Below are 20,830 nucleotides of genomic sequence, written 5' to 3' on the forward strand. Positions count from 1 at the left end.
GATCTGCATCTGTATGTCAGAAACATACGTAGAAAAACATGCATTTATAGAGGAGGTATTACAATGATCAAAACCGACTACAAATGTAAACATAGAAGAATTGCCCTTATGACAGTGATCATAACCGCTGCGTTTTCTATTTCTGCCTGCAACGGCAAAAAAGACAACACAGGTTCAGACACCGGCAATGTAAACGGCTCTGACGCTTTCGGAGTATCCGGTAATGTCTCCGGCGGCGCATCCTCAAACGGTCCGGAAGGAAAAGATGATGTAGAAAAGTCAATCCGGAGTATGGCCGCTGAATACGGAGTAGATATGCCTGAAGGCATCGTGTCCCTTGCCGATCCCAACGAAATCTATGAGTCCGACAATATGATACAAATGAAGAATAACGATCTTTTCATCGCCATGAAAACAGCTTCGGACTGGGTGGATTCGGAGGCAGGGCTCTCCTCCGGAAAGAAATATATTTCTGTACCACTTGAGCTAAACGATTACGGCTTCGGAACAACCAGGACAATTCCGGATGCATCTCATTTTTATATCATTGAAGCAAAGGACGGAAACGGTACGATACTAAATCTCGGTGCGCAGGGTCTGAGACCAAAGACCGACATGCCAGTTTCTGAGATCAAATCAGACCCGGAGCAGTACTATACTTCGGAAAAACCTTATGATGCACCAAATGCCAACGTAGGCATGAATCTCTGGCTGCTTTATGAAGTACCGGCTGACACAAAGGAGATCACTGTGGCCTGCTGGATCAATGACGAGTTTTCAAAGCCTTTTGATGCAGCTTTCCGTCTTAAGGTTAAGGAGAAGCAGGTCTCTCAGAATTTTGAGAACCAGTCCAGGGAGGAGATTCTTAAGGCAGTACAAACAGAGGAACGTCCCGTTCTTTCAGAAAAGTCCGACGGAAACATTAACAAAGGCAGCAAGTCCTCCGGCAAAGCCACCCTGAATGATTTCGGCTGGTATTTCGAGGATGACTTCCCAATCGACGGCAATGTCCTCACTGAGCTTCAGGATCTGGGCGGAAAATGGAAAGGAATCATCAACGTCGTCACACCAAAGGAAGAAGGAGACCAGTGCAGAATGCTTGTTGGTGATGTTGAAGTCCAGTATATGGGATACAAAGTGACAGTCCTTATGACTCCGAGGGAACGCTACGAATTCATGGTAAACAACCCGGAGGACATGATCACACTTGAAACAAAGCAGGATATAGGTGCTATGGTCATGGAGGGCGACTGGAATGACGAGGCCGGCTATATCGATGCCGAAACCGAAGGCGGCCTGGGCGTAGTGATCTACGATTTTGTAGAGGCAGGCGGCGTCCGGTATGCAATGGGAAAAGTATTTAACTCAGATAACGAGATCGGAGAGATTGCTATGTTCCGCTGAGGGAGGAAGATGTATGGAATATAACCAGAATAACGGAGCTAATGTTAAACCAAAATCCAAGTTACCTGTAGCGCTGATACTCGGACTCGGCATGATCGTTTTTGTCGCAGTGGTTTTTGCGGTGGTTTTTCATTCAATGTTTGATGACAGCGATATGAAGCCCTTTGGCGGTGCAAAAGTCAAAGAGCAGAAGATATGGGAAACCGACGGCCTGATCGTGTCTGCCATAGAGCTTGGATATATGGACGGTGACAGGAAGGAACAGCCTGCACTGTTTCTGAAGATAAATAACGGTACATCACAGGATCTTGTACTTCGGTGCGATGCACTTTCGGTAAACAATACTGCCATGCATACAGCATTGGCAGCAGAAGCAGCTGCAGGAAATGTGGTTGATACAGCCCTGCCTCTGGATCGCAGAAGCCTTTACGATCTTCAGATAAGAACTGTGGGGGAGATAGTGGCAAAGCTCTCGGCCTGTGAAAAAGGTTCCGGTAATGTCCTCTATTCTTCAGGTCCTCTAACCATCAAAACCAGTAAGGCGAAAAAGGCAGATGAACCGAAGTATCCCTACTCGGTAAACACTTTTTACGAAAAGGACGGTATCAAGCTGGCAACCACAAGCCTTTTCCCGGCTTACACCGATGCCAGCAGTGCAGTGGGATTTTATGTGAAAAACAGCACAGACCGTGATATCCTGATCAGCCAGAAGGAAGCCGCAGTAAACGGTACACCTTATCAAAGAACCGGAAGCTTCGTATTTCCTTCAGGAACTGAGGGAACCTTCTATCTCGAACTGGACTGGGCAGAGCTGGAGGCTGTACTTCCCATGAAGGAACTGACCGGCACAGTTGAAATAAGCTATGCTGAGGATGACGGAAAAATCGCTGAAGCGAAATTCAGCTTCATACCGTAAAAAATTCAAAAACAACTAAAAGCCCCTACTATCCGCCGGGTCATCCACCGGTGCCGGTTCTTGACGGCGAGAACCGTCACCTGTGGATGACCCGGCAGGCAACAGGTGCCGGGGCTGACAATGACATAAAGGGAGGAAATATATGGACAGAACCGGAGGCGGCGGAAGCCGGCAAAGAAATACGACAAGCGGATCAAGCCGTGTATCCACTAGAGGCAGCGGGCTGGGTCTCGGAGGACCGGTTGGTAATTCCGGCGGTTACAGCGGAAGACCCGGACTTGGTAACAGAGGAGGCAATAGTGGCTGTGGCTGCGGTGGATGCGGCTGCGTGCCGGTGATGATCTTTGCGGTTATCATCATCGTTGCAATGATATATAATGGCGGATCCCAACTTATCTCCACTGTACTTCATACAGCAGCGAACAAGGTGGAGGACGGAAGCGTAAAGGATGGTATCGATACAGGTATAGATGCCATACAGCAGGCAGTGCAGGGCATTGGTAACGGTTCCGGAGAAAACAACAGCGGGAAAGCAGGACTTGTCTCCGGCAGCAGTCCGGTAGATGCACTGCAGTCTGCGAAAAATCTGCTGACCAATTCTTATCAGAACGGAAGTCTGCTTCCTCTTTCCGGAGGCAACGGTTTTCTTCCGAGTCTCGCTGCCGGGACAGCTTTGTCTCAGGCCGCAGGAGGCATCACCAATGGCAGCAGCAATGCAAGCTACGCTGATCCTGAAGGAAAAGCCATTGATGAATCGCACCTTGTATGGTCCCGTAACAAAAAAGGACAGCAGGTGCTTATCCTGACAGATGAAGAATGGGATGCGGTAGAGTATGTGAAACTCAATGTGTTTGTTGATACCGGAAGTGCATTCATCGACCTAGGTCTAGATAATCTCTATGATTTTGACGATGACCTTAACCTTATAGGCGAATACGACGATACCTGGCTGTCCCTCGACAAGCATGTTGTGGCCTATTATCAACTGGACGGCTGGCACGAAGGCAGCAGATACCAGTCCCGTGGATATATCCCGGCTTTTATAAATGGTAAGCATGCAAACATCGTTCTGCAATTCGACAACACGAACCCGGACGGAAAGATCCTGGGAATAAAGCCTCTGCCTGACAGCCCCGGGGGAGACCTTTCCTCAGAAGAAATGTGCAGCGGACTGGAGCCTCTGAACGAGGGAGATCTCATAGAGCCCATCTGTGACATTTATTCCTATGAAGGTGACTTTATAGACAACTATTTCCTGGGTGATGGCTTTGAAATTGGAGCCAAACCTCTGATCGCCAACATTGCCCTTGAAGAAGGAACTGTCACCAGTGTGGCATACCGACTGACGGATTATGATGGCCATCACTACTGGACACCGCTCATCGAATAAAAAAATTATTATTTCTATTAAGAATAACGGGTATCTTTTTCGATACCTGTTATTTTTTTAGGTGTTAATGCCGATATAAAACTCACCATTTGTATGTAAATCTTCAAAAGCAATTTTTATATACAGCAGGTAATAGACGGAATCGATCAGATCTCTTCTGTTGTACAGACAAACTCAGCTACTGCAGAACAAAGTGCAGCAGCCAGCCTGGAGCTTTACACTCAGGCAGAAAGACTGGATGATCTTGTATCAAAGTTCCAGTTAAAGAATTAAGCTTCTTTCAAAATCCGTGTTTGATCCGATATTGTTTCAAACACGGATTTTGATAAGCTATGGAGGCGGTTTTTATGTTTCTGAATATGAAAAGAGCAAAACTCCTGGCCTTAGGGATGGCAATATGTTTTTTACTTATACATATTTTGATGTTCAATGTATTTTTACAATGCAACGTCGTCCCTATGGCAAGATTCAATATATTCAGCATAGCTTTTTATCTGTCAATGCTTTTCGTTGTACATAAAGGCTGGCTTCCTTTTTATACCTATGCTGTTTATACGGAAGTTGCGGCGCACATGACCCTGGCTGTGATTCTTACAGGCTGGGAAAGCGGATTCCAGGTTACATTGATCGGTATGAACGTACTAGCTTTTTATGCTGAATATACCGGTCGTGTACTGAAGCTTAAGTTTTTGCCCGTACTTCCTTTAAGCATAGTTGGTATGTTCCTGTACCTCTGGTCATGTGTATACCTGCATTATCACCCTGCTCCTTATGCTTTGCCCGAAATAGCTGAATTACGGTTATCGCTCCTGTGGGGAATCATAGTCTTTGTAGTCTGTATTTTTATATTGCAGCTAATGGTCATAATAGCCCATACATCACAGGAAAAGCTTGGATATCAGCTATCACATGATCAACTGACCGGTTTGCCAAACAGATATTATCTTTCAAAGAAATTTGAAACACTGCGAAAGAATGATAAAACCTATTGGATTGCCATCAGCGACATAGATGATTTCAAAAAGATAAACGATAACTATGGGCATGATTGTGGTGACTATATTCTCAAAACAGTTGGAGAAATTTTATCTTCAAAAGGAGTTAAATGCAGCCGCTGGGGTGGAGAAGAATACATGTTTGCAGAAGAACAATCGGAAACCATACCGGATGAGTTTTCATTTTTGGATAGTTTAAGGCGAGACATAGCTTCATATCCATTTATTTACGATGGAAAGAATATCGGTGTCACCATGACCTTTGGTCTGGCTCTTTCCTCAGGAAGAGATGATATAGAAGCTGTTATCCGTGATGCCGATGCAAAACTCTATGAAGGAAAACATCGCGGCAAAAACATAGTAGTGGATGCAAACAATTCTCTTGAAGAACAGAAGTCTTAAAAAACCTCTTGCAAAGGAATATTTATTATGTTAATATTCCATCCAGAAAACAGAAACGACGTGTTACTGGTAAAGCAGGCAAGATCGAGTTAATCAATCCGAAGTCTCTTCGGGTTTATTGATTCGGTCTTTTTTTGCGTTTAAATGCCTTATCAGAGCACGCAAAATACAAGGAGGCTATTATGGATTACAAGAGAATTGCAGCCGATATAATTGAAAATGTCGGCGGAAAAGACAATGTGAAAAACCTTACACATTGTTTCACACGACTTCGTTTTGTTCTAAAGGACAACAGCAAAGCGAATAAGGAAATCGTTGAGCAGCTTGAAGGAGTTATCCAGGTTGTGGTTGCCGGAGGACAGTTCCAGGTTGTCTGCGGACAAAAGGTTGAGAAAATCTTCAACGAGGCCATCAAGATGGTAGGAGAACTTGAAGGAGAGACTGACGCTCAGGAAAATGTTAATATGGGAAACCTTATCCTTCAGAAGATTTCCGAAATTTTCACACCTATCGTACCTGCAATCGCTGCCTCAGGTCTTATAAAGGGTCTTTTATCAGCTTGTTCAAAGCTGCCTCAGTTTGCAGGATTCACATCAACAGATACATATACAATTCTTACCTGTGCATCAAACGTTATTTTCTACTTCATGCCCATATTCCTTGCTTACACAGCGGCAAAGGCATTAAAATGTAACCAGGTTATAGCAATGGTGCTTGGCGGATTCCTTTGCCACCCCACAATTGAAGGCATCATGACAAAGGTTGATGAGTCCGGTGTACTTACAAACACCACCATCTTTGGTCTTCCGGTCATCAAAAAGGCATTTACCATAGGTGAGTCGACGAAGGTCTTCAGTTACGTTGAGTCTGTAGTACCTATCATCCTTTGTGTGATTGCCCTCAGCTTCCTTGAGAAATGGCTGAAGAAGGTTATTCCTGAGATCCTTCAGATCATCCTTATCCCGGGAATCTGCCTTATCGTAATGGTTCCTGTAGCCCTTGTAGTTCTCGGACCTGTGGGAATCTATGTAGGTTACGTAATTCAGTGGTTATACAGCTCACTTTATGCTTTCAGCCCGCTTCTCGGTGGTATCGTTGTCGGCGGTCTCTGGGGTGTATGCGTTATCTTCGGTGCTCACAGAGCCCTTCTTCCCATCGGTCTCAACGACGTTGCTATCAGTGGTACAAACACACTTATGTGCTTTGCAGGTGCTGCTAACTTCGCACAGGCAGGTGCCGCACTCGGTGTAATGCTTAAGTCAAAGAATCCTGAGACAAAGCAGGTTGCTGCTGCAGGTTCACTTTCTGCATGGCTTGTTGGTGTAACCGAGCCAGCTATCTACGGTGTAAACTTAAGACTTAAGAAGCCTATGGTATGTGCAGTTATCGCCGGCGCTCTCGGTGGTGCCGTAATGGGTATCGGACATGCAGTTAATACAGGTTTCGCAAACAATGGTATCCTTACCATCACAACATATTATGGCGAGGGCACAAGCTTCGCTCAGTTCATGGCTTACCTTATCGGTATCGCAGTTGCATTCTTCGGTGCAGCAGCTCTTACATATGTAGTTGGTTTTGAGGAGACAGCACCAAAGGCTTCTGCAGTAACAAAAGATGAGAATAAGAATTACGTTGAAGTCACAGAAGCTTCAGCAGATATCAAGGTTTCTGCTCCTGTAGAAGGAACTGCAATGAATGTTACCGAATCTTCAGATGATGTATTTTCATCAGAGGCTCTCGGAAAGGGTATCGCAATCGTTCCTTCAAAGGGTGAGATCGTAGCTCCGGAAGATTGTGAGCTTACAGTTCTTTATCCTACATTACATGCCATCGGACTCAGACTTGAAAGCGGAGTTGAGCTTCTTATCCACATAGGCATTAACACTGTAGAACTTAACGGTGAAGGCTTTGAGAAGTTCGCAGAGCAGGGCAGCCACCTTAAGAAGGGTGACAAGATCGTTGCATTTGACATTGAAAAGATCAAATCAAAGGGATATGACCCTACAGTTATGGCTATCGTTTCAAATACCGGGAATTATGCGGGAGTATCACCGGCTGTTAAGGGCCGAATTTATGTAGGACAGGATGCATTTTACATTAAGAAATGAACCAATCCGATCTGCATCTGAATTTAAGATATAAATGGCTAAAAACATGCATTTCTAAAGGAGCCGATTAGATCTGTATCTGTATGTCAGAGATAAACGGTAAAAAACTCACGTTTATAGAGGAGGACTAAGTTAATGAATAACTCTTTTCCTGAAAATTTCCTCTGGGGAGCAGCTTCGTCTGCTTTCCAGATTGAAGGCGGATGGGATGAGGACGGAAAAGGCATGACCGTTGCCGACTTCAATTCCTTTAAACGTTCCGACAAACAGGCTGACAGCAAGGTGGCAAGTGATTTCTATCATCATTGGAAAGAAGACATTGCTCTTATGAAGGAAATGGGACTTAAGGTTTACCGTTTCTCTATTTCCTGGGCGAGAATCATTCCCGATGGTGACGGAGAGATAAATCAGAAGGGTATAGATTTTTATAATAATGTCATAAACGAGCTTCTCGCCAATGGCATCATGCCCCTTATAACGCTGTATCACTTTGATCTTCCTTATGCTCTCGTTGAAAAGTACAACGGCTGGGAGTCAAGGGACTGTGCTTATGCATTTGAGCGTTATGCAAAGGTCTGCTATAAGGAATTTGGTGACAGGGTTAAACATTGGCTGGTTCATAATGAACAAAACCTCATGATCCGTGTTGATGAGCGAATGAATATCACAGAACCTGATCCATGGAAGGCAGACAAGCAGCGTGCACAGATGGACTATCACATGTTCCTGGCTCATGCGCTTGCGGTAAATGCATGCCATGAGCTGGTGGAGGGCGGAAAGATCGGTCCTGCGGTTTCTTCAACCTGCACATATCCTCTTACAAATAAGCCTGAGGATGTGTGGGCTGCAAAGATGAATGATTTCTTTAAGACCGAGTACTGCCTTGATATGCATTATTACGGAAGGTACCCAGGATACTATATGCGATATCTTAAAGAGAGAAACATTGTCCCTGAAATGAAAGAGGGTGATGAAGAGCTCCTTAAGAGTGCAAAGATGGATTTCATTGCTCTTAATTATTACAGAACCCTCTGTGCAAGCTATCTTCCGGCGGATGAAGAGCATCCTGTGGGGATGAGAGTGTACCGCGGTAATGAGGTAGATTTCGATCAGTACGGTTATTGCCGTGATGAGAAGAATACAAACCTCGAGTCAAGTGAATACGGTGCTCAGATAGACCCCATGGGACTCAGGATCGTTCTTAATAATTATTATTCAAAATACCATTTACCGCTTATAATAACTGAAAACGGACTTGGCACTCCCGATAAGCTGACAGAGGATGGTCACATTCATGATAATTACCGTATCGATTATCTGAGAGGACATCTTGAGGCTATGGCACTTGCCATCGAGGACGGAGTTGACTTAAGGGGATACTGCCCATGGTCGGTAGTAGATCTTTTAAGTTCACACCAGGGTTTCAGAAAGCGTTATGGTTTCGTTTACATCAATCGTGAAGACATGGATTTAAAGGATCTTTCGCGTATACCAAAAGACAGCTTCTACTGGTATAAGAAGGTTATATCCAGCAACGGAGCAGAGCGATAGGGGACAGCAGAACTATGAGAATAGTAAAGGTGCTCAACAATTCTCTGATACTGGCCATCGATGATGAGGGCAATGAAAATATCCTTATGGGAAAGGGAATTGGATTTCATAAGGCTGCAGGCTATGAATTGAATCGGGATGAAGTGGAGAAGGTCTTTGTACTGAAGGACAGATCTATTTCAAGAAATATCATCAAGCTTGCGGCAGATACTGACAGCGTGTATTTTGAGATCAGTAAGAGTGTGATCGATTATGCCAAGAAAACACATCATATGGAACTGATGGATCACATTTATCTCTCACTGACAGATCACATTGCATATGCTGTCAGACGCTGTAAAGACGGAATTCTGTTTGAGAATTTTTATTCACAGGATATGAAGTATTTTAATCCCAATGAATATGACGTCGGAAGATGCGCTCTTATGATAGTCGAGCACGCAACCGGAGTAATCCTGCCGGAGGATGAAGCCGGAAACATTGCCTACCATTTCATCAATGCTCAGGTTAATCATCCCTATAATGAGAAAAACCGGAGGATCACCAGGATCACCGAAGGTGTTTTAGATATTGTAAAGTACTATTATCACATGGTTTATAACGAGGAGGACATAAGTTATTCCCGTTATCTTACTCATGTCCGTCTGTTTGTTCAGAGGTTAATGTCTGACAACCAGCTTCCCGAAAATGTTTCAAGCCTTCTGTATGAAAACGTCGCCGCGGCCTGCGAGTCGGAATTCGCCTGCGTGGATGCCGTACAGGACTACATCTACAAGGAAACCGGAAAAACCATGACAGGGCAGGAGAAGCTTTATCTTGCTGTCCATATAAACAGAATAAGAAATTAATATTCTTTACCGGAAACAGTTCTCGCAAAAGAGAGCTATTTCCGGTTTATTTATAATGCAAGTACTTCTCATTTTGTGGTAAAATCATTTCATACATCCATCGGTGATAAAAATACTTTTCGCCATAGATTTAAGAACGTGAATAAATAAAAAGGAGAAAACACCATGATTTACTACATCAAGGAAATGGAAGAAGATTTTCTTAATGACTTCATCTACTGGTCTGACAGCCATGGACAGTTTGAGAAGGATGGCAAGGATCTGAGTTATGATGAGCTTCCTAAGGATCTGCAGAGCGTGTATTCAGAAATCTGGGAAGAAAACAAAGATGGTTTAAGCTGCTGCCTTGCAGAGTTTAAAGGAGAGTATGGCATAGCCCTTGTGGCAGAGTACAGCCGTTCTTCCCAGGCCAGAGATCTCGAAATGGCAAAAAGAGTTGCTAAAACCCTTGAGGAAAAGAAGACTCCCGCAAAATCTGTAGTCATCCTTGCTTATGACTTGGGTAAAGTTTCCGATAATGGGGAGCCTTCAACCGTTGTAATCCTTTTCCTGCCTTCAAGTGTTTCAAAGAAGACCTTTAATACCAATGCCAAGATTTTTGGAGATATGGCATACAAAGCAGAGAAGCAGACCCTTTATAAAGAGTATAAGGTTCCTTTTGTATGTGAATTGTATGGAAGAATCGTTGTAAAGGCCAAGAATCAGGAAGAAGCAAAGCAACTTGCAGCCAAGGAGATTTCCGACATGTCGGAAGACGATATCTGGAAGAATACAACACTTCTTCGTAACACCATCAAGGTTGATGAAAGAAGTAAAGTGCTGGAGCAGAAGGACTGAAAAAAAGCTCTGCCGGTGATTTTATGATTTCAGACGGATTATAAATCACAACACCTGTCAGGCGAGCATGAAAAATCCGCTTTTATTTTAAAATATTCATATGCTAAAATGCCTTCAGCAAAATGAAGATTCAAGGAGACTAACACAATGGATTTAATACCAAGTTTTTCAGTTGATCATACACTGATCATTCCCGGTATTTTTGTAAGCAGAGTTGATGTGCTGGGAGATAAAAAGATAACCACCTATGATGTGAGAGTAACAAGGCCTAACAGGGAGCCGGCAGTAGATGTGGCTGCAATGCATAGCCTTGAGCATATTATCGCAACATATCTAAGAAACGATCCGGACTGGAAGGATGAAGTTGTTTATTGGGGACCCATGGGTTGTCTCACCGGTTTTTATCTTATCTTGAAGGGAAACCGTGCACCTAAGGAAATCCATGATCTTCTTCTCAGAGCCTTCAGATCTGTGGCCGATGCAGACAGTGTTCCCGGTTCCAATGAAGAAAACTGTGGGAACTACCTCATGCACAATCTCTGGCTTGCAAAGTGGTATGCCGAAAAGTTTGCAGATTATCTCGAGGAAAACAAAGATAATCAGGCAATTTTTGAGTATCCGAAGACCGAGAGACTGATAACCGATGACGGTCGTCAGTTCTTTGATTCATAATAGAATACTTTACAGACTGTATTCGCTCTCAGTAAATGTGTAAAAGTTCAGCCGGTGTACCATGGGAGGGGTGTAGTGACACACTATTCCCCCATGGTTCACCGGCTGAATTGCTGTGCCCATGTACAATTTACGCTGTCGCTAAAGGTATATTTTTTGCTCACAAACCCTCTTTAATTGTATAATCAGAGAGTGGATTCGTCCCTGGTGGATTTTTTATATTAATCGAAAGGTGGCTGACACTTTGCTTAAGTTTCTGAAAAAACATTTGTGGATCGGTCTTATTGGCTCGCTGTTTATGGTGTGTGAGGTACTGATCGATCTGATACAGCCCAGGATGATGGCTCAAATCGTGGATAACGGTATACTCAAAGGAAATACAGCTCTGGTATGGAGCGTTGGCATACGAATGATTTTTATAGTATTTCTGGGAGGCTGCTGCGGTATCCTCTCCGGAGTGTTCGTTAACATTTGCTCACAGCATTTCGGAAATGACCTCAGGAAAGCTTTGTTCGACCGCATCATGAACTTTTCCTTCGAGCAGATCGACGACTTTACAGTGGGAAGTCTCATCACCCGCACAACCTCGGACGTAACCCAGGTGCAGACCATGGTTTCCCAGCTCATCCGCGGCGCTGTACGATGCATGATGTTTTTCTTTGCCGGAAGTTCATTCCTGCTTACTCTCAACGTAGCCTTCAGCCGCGTTTTAATGCTTACCATTCCGATAATATTGATGGAAATCGCCTTTGTAGTGTGGAAGAGTGGTCCTCTGTTTACACATTTGCAGACCCGTCTTGACCGTGTGAACTCTGTCATCGGTGAAAATGTTGCCAGCGAGCGTGTAGTGAAAGCCTTCGTACAGGAACAAAGTGAAATAGAAAAGTTCGATAAGTGTAATCTCGATCTTGTCAACACCCGGTTTGAAGTACAGATCCTGATCAGCTGGATGCGTCCGGTCATGAACATTGTTTTAAATGCAGCCACCGTAGCCATAATCTATATAGGTGGTATGGAGGTTGCGGCGAGCAGAATGGAAATAGGAAGCCTGATGGCGGCCATAACCTATTTAAGTCAGATTCTGAGCGGTATGATGATGATGGCGATGATCTTCCAGACCATCACCCTGGGGCTTGCCTCCGCAAAGCGTCTCAAGGAGGTTCTTGCTTCCGTACCTGTTATTCAGGATGGCAGCGCAGCAGCAATCGAAAAGCGCGGCGGCAGCATTGAGTTTGAAAATGTTTCCTTCAATTACCCCGGTCACCATCATGAGGTATTAAAAGACATCAGTTTCACCGTGGCTCCGGGTCAGACTCTGGCCATCATCGGCGCCACCGGCAGCGGTAAAAGTACTCTGGTTTCTCTTATAGCGCGTTTTTACGATGTCACAGACGGAAGTGTACTGGTGGACGGAGAGGATGTAAAGAATTTTTCTCTGCATGAATTAAGAGACCGTATCTCCTTTGTACTGCAAAAAAGTGAACTGTTTACAGGCACCATACGAAAGAACATTATGATCGCCAATCCCGGGGCAGACGAAGATGAGATGGTCAAAGCTGCCCGGGCAGCTCAGGCTGATGAATTCATTTTACATCAGCCTGATAAATATGATACCACCGTAGCCGAGGCCGGCATGAGTCTTTCAGGCGGGCAGAAACAGCGCATTGCTATTTCCCGTGCACTCTTGAAACCGGCAGAGATACTTATATTGGATGACTCCACCAGCGCCCTGGATCTGGGTACCGAAGCCCGATTATTTAAAGCTCTGGACGAGGGTTATGAGAAATTAACCAAGATCATCATCGCCCAACGCATTGCAACTGTTATGCGTGCGGATCGTATCGCGGTTATGGATAAGGGTCGAATCGTAGGCATTGGCAGCCATAACGAGCTCATGGAAAACTGTGACGTTTATCGCGAAATCTATGATTCCCAGCTTCGGAAGGGAGGTGTGAAGGCATGAGTCAACAACCGAATGCAAATGCAGGTTCCTTGCAGATTCTTTCGATGAGTTCAGCGCAGAGTGGCTCCGGGAATTGGAAATCCGTCTCAACCACACCTCAGCCTTCCCTTGGACGTCGTGGCATGAGAGGCAACCTTGGAGCCCCTCTGGAGAAGGCCAAGGATCGAAAAGGCACTCTGAAGCGTCTTCTAAATTACTTTAAGAACGAATGGATGTACGTGATACTACTGTGTATCACCATCATCCTTGGAGTATGCATGGGCGTTATGGCTCCACGCTTTCAGGCCGAAGCCATTGACCACATAAAAAGTTCCGAGCTTGGGTTCCTCAAAAGGATACTCATCCTCATGCTTGCTGCATATGTGATCTACGGACTGAGCACTCTTTTACAGGGTTTTCTAAGCGCGAAGCTTAGCCAAAGAGTTATATTCAGACTGCGGGGAGACTTGTTTAGAAAGATCACAAACCTGCCGATCTCATACATTGACACCCATTCCCATGGCGACATTATGAGCCGCATGACCAATGACGCAGAGAACATCGCTAACATTGTTTCTTCATCTCTCAGCAGCCTGCTTTCGGGTATGCTTATGCTCATCGGCACCATCGCCATGATGCTTTCCTACAGTCCGCTTTTGACGCTGCTCAGCTGTTCTACGGTAATGCTTACAGTGGTGTTTACAACAAACATTACGAAGTACATGCGTAAATATTTCGTCAAAAGACAGGAATTACTTGGAAAGCTTAACGGAACAGTGGAAGAGATGGTGACCAACACCCGCACTGTAACTGCCTATAACCGTCAGGCAGCAGAAGTTCAGGGATTTTCCGAGACGGCAGACGAGCTGACGAAAACCGGAATCATCGCCGAGATCATCGGCGGTTCCATGGGTCCCATCATGAACATGCTGAGCAATGTCTCCTTCGTGGTGGTAGCGGTATTCGGCGCACGATTTGCCCTGAGCGGTGACATTTCCATCGGAGTTATCTCTGCATTTATCATCTATGCAAAGCAGTTCTCCCGCCCCATAAACGAACTCGCTCAGCTCTACGGTCAGATCCAGACGGCCCTTGCAGGTGGTGAACGTATCTTCCAGATACTGGACGAGAAGGAAGAAGATAAGAGTGGCGGAGAGATCGTAAAGCCTATTAAGGGCGTAATAGAGTTTAGAAATGTCACCTTCTCATATGTACCGGGGAAACCTGTCATCAGGAATTTTTCATTACAGGTATGCTCCGGAAAGAAGATTGCGCTGGTAGGCTCCACCGGCAGCGGAAAGACAACAATTATAAACCTGCTGATGCGTTTTTATCACGTTGATTCAGGTGAGATACTTCTGGACGGAAAGAGCATTTACGATATCTCCACAGATGAGCTGAGAGATGCCATCGGAATCGTTTTGCAGGATACGGTGCTCTTTACAGACACTATTCGCAATAACCTTTGCTATTCATCCAGGGACATCACAGAGGAAGAACTGGAAGCAGCTGCCGCTTCCAGTCACTGTGACGATCTGATCGCGAATCTCACAGACGGTTATGATACCGTGCTGGAATCCTCCGGTGCAAATCTCAGTCAGGGACAGAGGCAGTTACTAACTATATGCCGCGCCTTCCTCTCTAAACCCAGCATTCTGATTCTGGACGAGGCTACCTCCTCTGTGGACACCAGAACCGAAATGTGCATTCAGGATGCCATGACGGAACTTATGAATCAGCGTACCAGCCTGATTATCGCCCACCGTCTTTCTACCATCCAGGACGCAGACGAGATCATCGTTATGGATCATGGAGAGATCGTGGAGAGCGGAAATCATGAGGAATTACTTGCTAAGAAGGGCAGATATCATGACCTTTATATGACACAGTTCGCGGGACAGGAGACATAATAAAGCCACGTAAATCCCACAATTGAAAATAGTAAGCAAAAAAAGTATGTAAATCATTGTATTTTGAAAGGAGCCTTATGAAATCAAAGAGTTTATTAGCACTTAGTATGACCGCCTGTGTCATAGCAACAGGATGTAATTCAACATCTGTCCCTGAATCAACTTCCACAGAAGCAATAACCCGGCCTGAGATGGCACTGGAAGATACCAACACCACCGATAATACAGAAAACACTCAGGAAAAGGAATCCGACATCTTAATAACAGACGCTTCACAGTATGTTTCATCCATTGAAAACAGCAACATAGATCCGGCTTTATATCTCGACTACTCAGCCGGTATCGAAGCAGGCGTCTACAAGTGGATTCTCAGTGAGGATGAAAATTACTATATCCTTGCAGCCCTCGATGAAAAGGGTGAACCCATCGAAGCAGTACAGAAAGCAATAAATGTTGGCGCCAATAATCAGGAGTCTATCGACCTCGCAGGAGGAGATAAAAAAGGTGACGATGCCGGACAAAGACAAGGCGGTGGCGGTCAGAATCAGGGCGGCGGCGTGCAGGGTGGTATGCCCGGCGGCATGATGGCAATGATGAACCGGGGCAATGTATATCAGGGCGTTTACATTAACTCAAACATCACTAACACTGAGTACCAGACCATGGCAATCTATGTTCCCAAAGACTATATGGAAACAGATAGTGATGGTAATGTTACAGGCATTAATCATGAGGCGAAGATAGGAAACTATACAGCTGACACAGCTCCAGTTGTATATCTGAATGAAATGGGCGGCTGGCGCTCAAGCTCTCCAAAGGCAGCCGATACGTCGTTTCTTGAAGAGGGCATGATCTATGTTTCCGCAGGAGGACGCAGCAGGGATGCGGTGGATGAGAACGGAAACATTACCGGAAAATCGCCTACACAGATGGTGGACCTTAAGTCCGGTCTCATCGAGCTTAGGGCAAACACCGACGTCATCCCGGGAAATATGACAAAGATCATCTCCACCGGTACTTCAGGCGGCGGACAGATGAGTTCAATACTTGGTGCTTCCGGAAATATGGCGGTTTACTATCCGTACATGTATGAGGCAGGAGTTCTGGGAGTCACAAAGAATGCTGACGGAAACTACTACAGTGTCTTCGATGACAGCGTTTATGCCGCTCAGCTTTACTGTCCGATTGCAGACCTTGAAAATGCCGATATCGCTTATGCCTGGTGGTGGGTTAACCTTGCAGATAAGGGTGGTGTATATAACGGCTCCATCACTGATTTCGAGAAGCGGCTTCAGGAGCTGGAGGCTTCGGCCTTTGTTGAATACATTAACGGCCTTAACCTCAGGGATTCAGAGGGTAATGCCTTAACCCTGACAGGTCTTCGTGAAGGAAGCTACTATGACGCTATACTTCAGAATATTTCCGATGCTTTAAATGCTGCAGTCACAAACGGAGACATTAATCCTGATGAAGCCTACAAAAACTATTCAGACTGGCTTGTGAAGAATGATGATGAAACATGGCAGGTTACAGATCTCGATGGATTTATGATAGGTACTGGTCTTGTTAATAAACGCAACAAGGCAATTCCGGGATTTGATAACATGGATAAGTCAGCGGAAGGTGATGCCTTCGGTACAGATACAGATCAGGTAGTTCATTTCTCCAAGAGCGTAGCTCAAATCCTTTCAGATAATTATGAGGAGCTTTCTTCTCTTAAGGGTTTTGACAAGGAAGCTGTTGATGATTACATTGATGAGGTTCTGAACAGTGAAAAATCCGCTCTCATAGAGGAGCAGACAAATCTCCTTAATGCAACAGAAATCCTTCTGGCAAACAATGGTCATAATGCCGCTAACTTTGCTCACTACTGGAGAGACCGAAGCGGAACCGCAGACCAGCATACTTCCTTCTCGATAGGCTATAATATCCTCCTGGCAGCACAGCTTAGAGGCGCAACCGTAGATTATCATCTGGTTTGGGATATGCAGCATGGCAACAACGAGGGTACATCAACCGGAACCATGATTGATTGGATCAATGAGATCTGCTCTTAATATATAAATCAAATTTCAAATGACTGATTTTTTGACTGCTACAGGGACAGTTCTTTCGAGAACTGTCCCTGTTTTTATAAGAGCATTTCCATTTGGATATTTTATGGGCATTTATATCTATTTTGTATCCTTTTACGGTTGTATTTATATTGCAGAAATGTTATAATCTATACATGAAAGCCACTCCGATTAACATCTGTATTTCAGAATCAAACTTAATATAATACACATTCATAAATAAGGTACGGTTTTCACTAATACCTAAGGCAAACATGTGTATTTCCCACCTTGAATACGAAAGAGGATTTTATGACTATTGAAGAAATGAAACAGAAAAAGACCGAAAAGGGTTATACCAATGAGATGTTATCAAAACTGTCCGGTGTACCTTTGGGTACTGTTCAGAAGATTATGAGCGGAGAAACTACCGCACCAAGAAAATTCACCATAGATGCACTTTCAAAGGTTCTTGATGAAGGATCCGTTGACTATACGAAATCAACCACATCAGGAAAAGGCGGTGTGTCTGAAACTGCTGTTGCATATTCTGCTGATGGAGGGAAAAAGAAATACACCATTGATGATTACTATGCAATACCTGATGACAGAAGAGTAGAACTTATAGATGGAGTTATTTATGATATGGGCGCTCCGTCCCTGACACATCAGAGAATACTTGGAGATCTACACATCTTATTCAGAGAATGTGCAGCAAAGCACAATATGCCTTGTGAAGTATATCTTTCCCCTTGTGATGTAAGATTGGATAAAGATAATTACACCATGGTTCAGCCGGATCTTCTGGTTATCTGCGGAGAATATGACGAGAATGGCATCCGATACGAGGGTGCACCTGAACTTGTTATCGAAATATTATCCCCTTCATCCAGAAGTAAAGACATGTTGCTAAAGCTCTACAAATACCATAATGCGGGAGTGAAAGAGTACTGGATCGTAGACCCCAAGCATAGAATAGTTTATGTTCATCAGTTTTCCGATGAAGACTATGCCCCGAAGCAATATGCATTTGATGCTGAAATACCGGTAGGAATATCAGGAGGAAAGTGTAGCATCGATTTTTCAAAAGTGAGAGCGTGATAAAAAGACCTACAAATCAGTAAATGTAAAAAATGTAAAAAATGTAAAAAATGTTTATATAATGTCCAATTTTTGTCGAATAAAATTGTCATACAATGTATGCTGACAAAAACGTTCCCTGTATTTATAATTATTTAGGAACAAAGTCAAAATTTGGAGGTTGAGACAATATGAAAAAACTGATTTCACTGATGCTAGCACTGGCATTGCCTTTAAGCATCACTGCATGTAATTCCACATCTATTCCTGCATCAACTACAGCAGCTGCGGTAGAAGAAACCACGGCGGCTGAATCAGTAGAATCTTCTGAGGAAGAAACTACAGAAGCAACTACAACAGCAGAGGAAACCACCAAGGCTGAAACTACCAAAACTGAAGAAACAACTAAAGCCGAAGAAACAACCACTGCAGCAGCAATAACTGTAGAAGAAACAAAAGCTGCTGAAGAAACAACAGAAGCTGAATCTGCTTCAGAAGAGAATAAAATTATTGATTTCACAGAAAAGAAAGCCGAGAAGACCACCACACTTCCTGAATGGGATCCTTCATCCAAGGCTATGCAGTCTCTTGTAGAATTTGTATCCGCATCCGTAGATGAAAACAGCAAGAGTTATATCCCAGTTAAGGATCGTATCGCAGTATTTGATATGGACGGAACACTTACCTGCGAGACCTTCTTCACCTACTATGATACCTGTATGTTCATAAGCTATTGTCTCGAGGATCATCCTGAGAAGGTTAGTGATGATCTGAAGCAGGCAGCATTGGAACTGAAGCCGGGTTATACAGCAGGAGAGGCACTTGCCAGAAAATTTGCCAAGGCCTATGCCGGCATGACTGTCAAGGAGCTCTATGACTATGCTGTAGAGTTCGGACAGAAGAAAACACCAAGCTTTAACAACATGAGATATCTGGACGGTTTCTATCTGCCTATGGTAGAAGTTGTTAAGTATCTCTATGATAATGACTACACCATTTATGTTGTCAGCGGAACAGAGCGCACAACCACAAGAGCAATCGTTGCCAACTCACCTATAAGTGAGTATGTATCTCCAAGCCATGTCATTGGTACAGAATTTGAAGTTAAGGTTAAGGGCAATGAAGAAGTTCCTTCCAACATGGATTTCAAGTACAAGAACGGTGATGAACTTGTATTGACGGGCGGCTTCATCCAGAAGAACCTCAATGCCAACAAAACCATCTGGATTGAGAGAGAAATCGGACAGTATCCGGTACTTGCTTTCGGAAACAGCGGAAGTGATACCAGTATGATGAATTACGCACTGGATGAGAGAAATCCTTATCCGGCACAGGCTTATATGGTTGTTGCTGATGATGACGTGAGAGAATGGGGAACCCAGAAATGGGATGAGAAATCAGCAGATTATGAGAAGCAGGGTTATATTCCTATTTCCATGAGGAATGATTTCGTTAATATCTATCCTGAAGGCATCACAAGAGCCGATGTGCAGTATCATGAGCCTGAAGTCAATGCCTCAGTAACAGAGACTGCAGCGACTTCAGCCGAAACTACCGCTGAAACTCAGAAGGCAGCATAACAGCAAAATAGTCCACAAAAATTTACGGGAGAAATTCACACTGAATTTCTCCCGTTTTTCTTTAGTGATTTATACAGAATCCCAGAACCAGGCATATCAGCAATGCGGCAATGTGAACCTTCCTGTACATATAGAGTATAGCGATGGTCTCACGGAAGAAAGCGCCGGGCCAAAAATACCATTTTGATTCACTTCCTATAACCTGAACTTCCATGCCTTCTTTTTTGGCAAGCATTCCGGATCTTAATACATGGAAATCGGAGGTTACAACTGCGATTTTGGCATCAGGTTTTAGATCTTTGATTATCTTCTTCGAAAACTTCAGGTTTTCTTCGGTATTTCTCGATTTCTTTTCCGGAAAAACCTCGAAATCCTCAGCACCGTGGCTAAGGAGATACAGTTCCATGGCAGAGCCTTCACTCAAAGGCTCATCATCACCTTTTCCGCCGGAAGGAACATAATAGGCGGTTTTCTCATTTTCTATTTCCTGCTCCCACACAAAATGTATGGCACGATTGACTCTTTTCTTTATAAGTGGTCGCAGCAGTCCGTTTTTACTGATGGAGCATCCAAGTATGATGACATAATCTTTGTCATAGACCGGTTTTATCTTTAATACTGCATATCCCATTATCCATATGGCTATCACTGTACATTCCATATACCTGATGAATGGCCTTATAACCCGATAAAAAGGTAATATTGCGGCAGGAAGTATTTCTGTTCCAAACCATAAAAAATATGAATCCATGATGTACATTGCTGTGATTACATATATCAGAGATGGTATAGGACGGAAACCTTCTTTTGACATGAGTACGCCGTTATTCACACATACATATAATAACAAAAGTAAAAATACTATGGTGAGTGTACTTACCGGAAGGTTAAGAACCATGTCTGCCAGTAAAGTTATCAAAAAAGCAGCTGCACCTATAATAAGGATATTGATATAGGAGTATAGGTTTGTTTTTAGTGACATAGGTTATATTTTTCCTTGATGAAATCTATACAAACATCATAAGCTTCATGACTGACGATCAGTTACCGTAACCCGGAGCAGAACATTCTAAAAATCCCTTATGACGTTCTAAACAATTATATCAAACTCTCAATCATCATAAAGACACATATCATTTCT

15 protein-coding genes are annotated in these 20,830 nt (G+C 44.0%); 14 read left to right on the plus strand and 1 reads right to left on the minus strand.

Annotated features, from left to right (window positions below; genetic code table 11):
• Window positions 1–63 precede the first annotated feature (63 nt).
• The 14 genes from G625_RS0100990 to G625_RS0101055 all read left to right on the plus strand — a co-directional run bounded on the left by G625_RS0100990 (window position 64) and on the right by G625_RS0101055 (window position 19,689).
• Window positions 64–1,404, plus strand: a complete 1,341-nt coding sequence (locus tag G625_RS0100990) for a hypothetical protein (RefSeq protein ID WP_029199614.1) — start codon at window positions 64–66, stop codon at window positions 1,402–1,404.
• Window positions 1,405–1,417: 13 nt separating this feature from the next.
• Window positions 1,418–2,320 (plus strand): hypothetical protein, encoded by a 903-nt coding sequence (locus G625_RS0100995; RefSeq protein ID WP_029199615.1) that lies wholly within the window; start codon window positions 1,418–1,420, stop codon window positions 2,318–2,320.
• A 142-nt stretch (window positions 2,321–2,462) separates the two neighbouring features.
• Window positions 2,463–3,710 carry a hypothetical protein gene (locus tag G625_RS0101000; RefSeq protein ID WP_029199616.1) on the plus strand — a complete coding sequence of 416 codons (1,248 nt, stop codon included), beginning with the start codon at window positions 2,463–2,465 and terminating at the stop codon, window positions 3,708–3,710.
• 458 nt (window positions 3,711–4,168) lie between these two features.
• Complete coding sequence (locus G625_RS20830) at window positions 4,169–5,107, plus strand: GGDEF domain-containing protein (RefSeq protein ID WP_198014798.1); 939 nt, start codon at window positions 4,169–4,171, stop codon at window positions 5,105–5,107.
• A 182-nt stretch (window positions 5,108–5,289) separates the two neighbouring features.
• A complete protein-coding gene (locus G625_RS0101010; RefSeq protein ID WP_029199617.1) occupies window positions 5,290–7,215 on the plus strand; it encodes a beta-glucoside-specific PTS transporter subunit IIABC in 1,926 nt (641 codons plus the stop codon).
• A 135-nt stretch (window positions 7,216–7,350) separates the two neighbouring features.
• Complete coding sequence (locus G625_RS0101015; protein ID WP_029199618.1) at window positions 7,351–8,766, plus strand: glycoside hydrolase family 1 protein; 1,416 nt, start codon at window positions 7,351–7,353, stop codon at window positions 8,764–8,766.
• 14 nt (window positions 8,767–8,780) lie between these two features.
• The gene (locus tag G625_RS0101020; protein ID WP_029199619.1) at window positions 8,781–9,614 is read left to right on the plus strand and encodes a PRD domain-containing protein; all 834 of its coding nucleotides are present in this window, start codon (window positions 8,781–8,783) and stop codon (window positions 9,612–9,614) included.
• A 165-nt stretch (window positions 9,615–9,779) separates the two neighbouring features.
• Window positions 9,780–10,451: a hypothetical protein gene (locus G625_RS0101025; protein ID WP_029199620.1), complete on the plus strand. Its 672-nt coding sequence runs from the start codon at window positions 9,780–9,782 to the stop codon at window positions 10,449–10,451.
• Window positions 10,452–10,598: 147 nt separating this feature from the next.
• Window positions 10,599–11,123 (plus strand): S-ribosylhomocysteine lyase, encoded by a 525-nt coding sequence (locus tag G625_RS0101030; RefSeq protein WP_029199621.1) that lies wholly within the window; start codon window positions 10,599–10,601, stop codon window positions 11,121–11,123.
• 244 nt (window positions 11,124–11,367) lie between these two features.
• The gene (locus G625_RS0101035) at window positions 11,368–13,086 is read left to right on the plus strand and encodes an ABC transporter ATP-binding protein (protein ID WP_084152701.1); all 1,719 of its coding nucleotides are present in this window, start codon (window positions 11,368–11,370) and stop codon (window positions 13,084–13,086) included.
• Window positions 13,083–14,975 (plus strand): ABC transporter ATP-binding protein, encoded by a 1,893-nt coding sequence (locus G625_RS0101040; protein WP_242826565.1) that lies wholly within the window; start codon window positions 13,083–13,085, stop codon window positions 14,973–14,975. Before G625_RS0101035 ends, G625_RS0101040 begins: the two co-directional genes overlap by 4 nt.
• 77 nt (window positions 14,976–15,052) lie before the next feature.
• Window positions 15,053–17,032 (plus strand): hypothetical protein, encoded by a 1,980-nt coding sequence (locus tag G625_RS0101045; RefSeq protein WP_156884986.1) that lies wholly within the window; start codon window positions 15,053–15,055, stop codon window positions 17,030–17,032.
• A gap of 309 nt (window positions 17,033–17,341) precedes the next feature.
• A complete protein-coding gene (locus G625_RS0101050) occupies window positions 17,342–18,130 on the plus strand; it encodes a Uma2 family endonuclease (RefSeq protein WP_029199625.1) in 789 nt (262 codons plus the stop codon).
• Window positions 18,131–18,300: 170 nt separating this feature from the next.
• Window positions 18,301–19,689, plus strand: a complete 1,389-nt coding sequence (locus tag G625_RS0101055) for an HAD family hydrolase (RefSeq protein WP_029199626.1) — start codon at window positions 18,301–18,303, stop codon at window positions 19,687–19,689.
• Between the two features lie 61 nt (window positions 19,690–19,750).
• Here G625_RS0101055 and G625_RS0101060 read toward each other — a convergent pair whose 3' ends face one another.
• Window positions 19,751–20,671 carry a YdcF family protein gene (locus G625_RS0101060; protein ID WP_029199627.1) on the minus strand — a complete coding sequence of 307 codons (921 nt, stop codon included), beginning with the start codon at window positions 20,669–20,671 and terminating at the stop codon, window positions 19,751–19,753.
• Window positions 20,672–20,830 lie beyond the last annotated feature (159 nt).

This window comes from Oribacterium sp. NK2B42 (assembly GCF_000424445.1).
Taxonomy (GTDB): Bacteria; Bacillota; Clostridia; order Lachnospirales; family Lachnospiraceae; genus Oribacterium.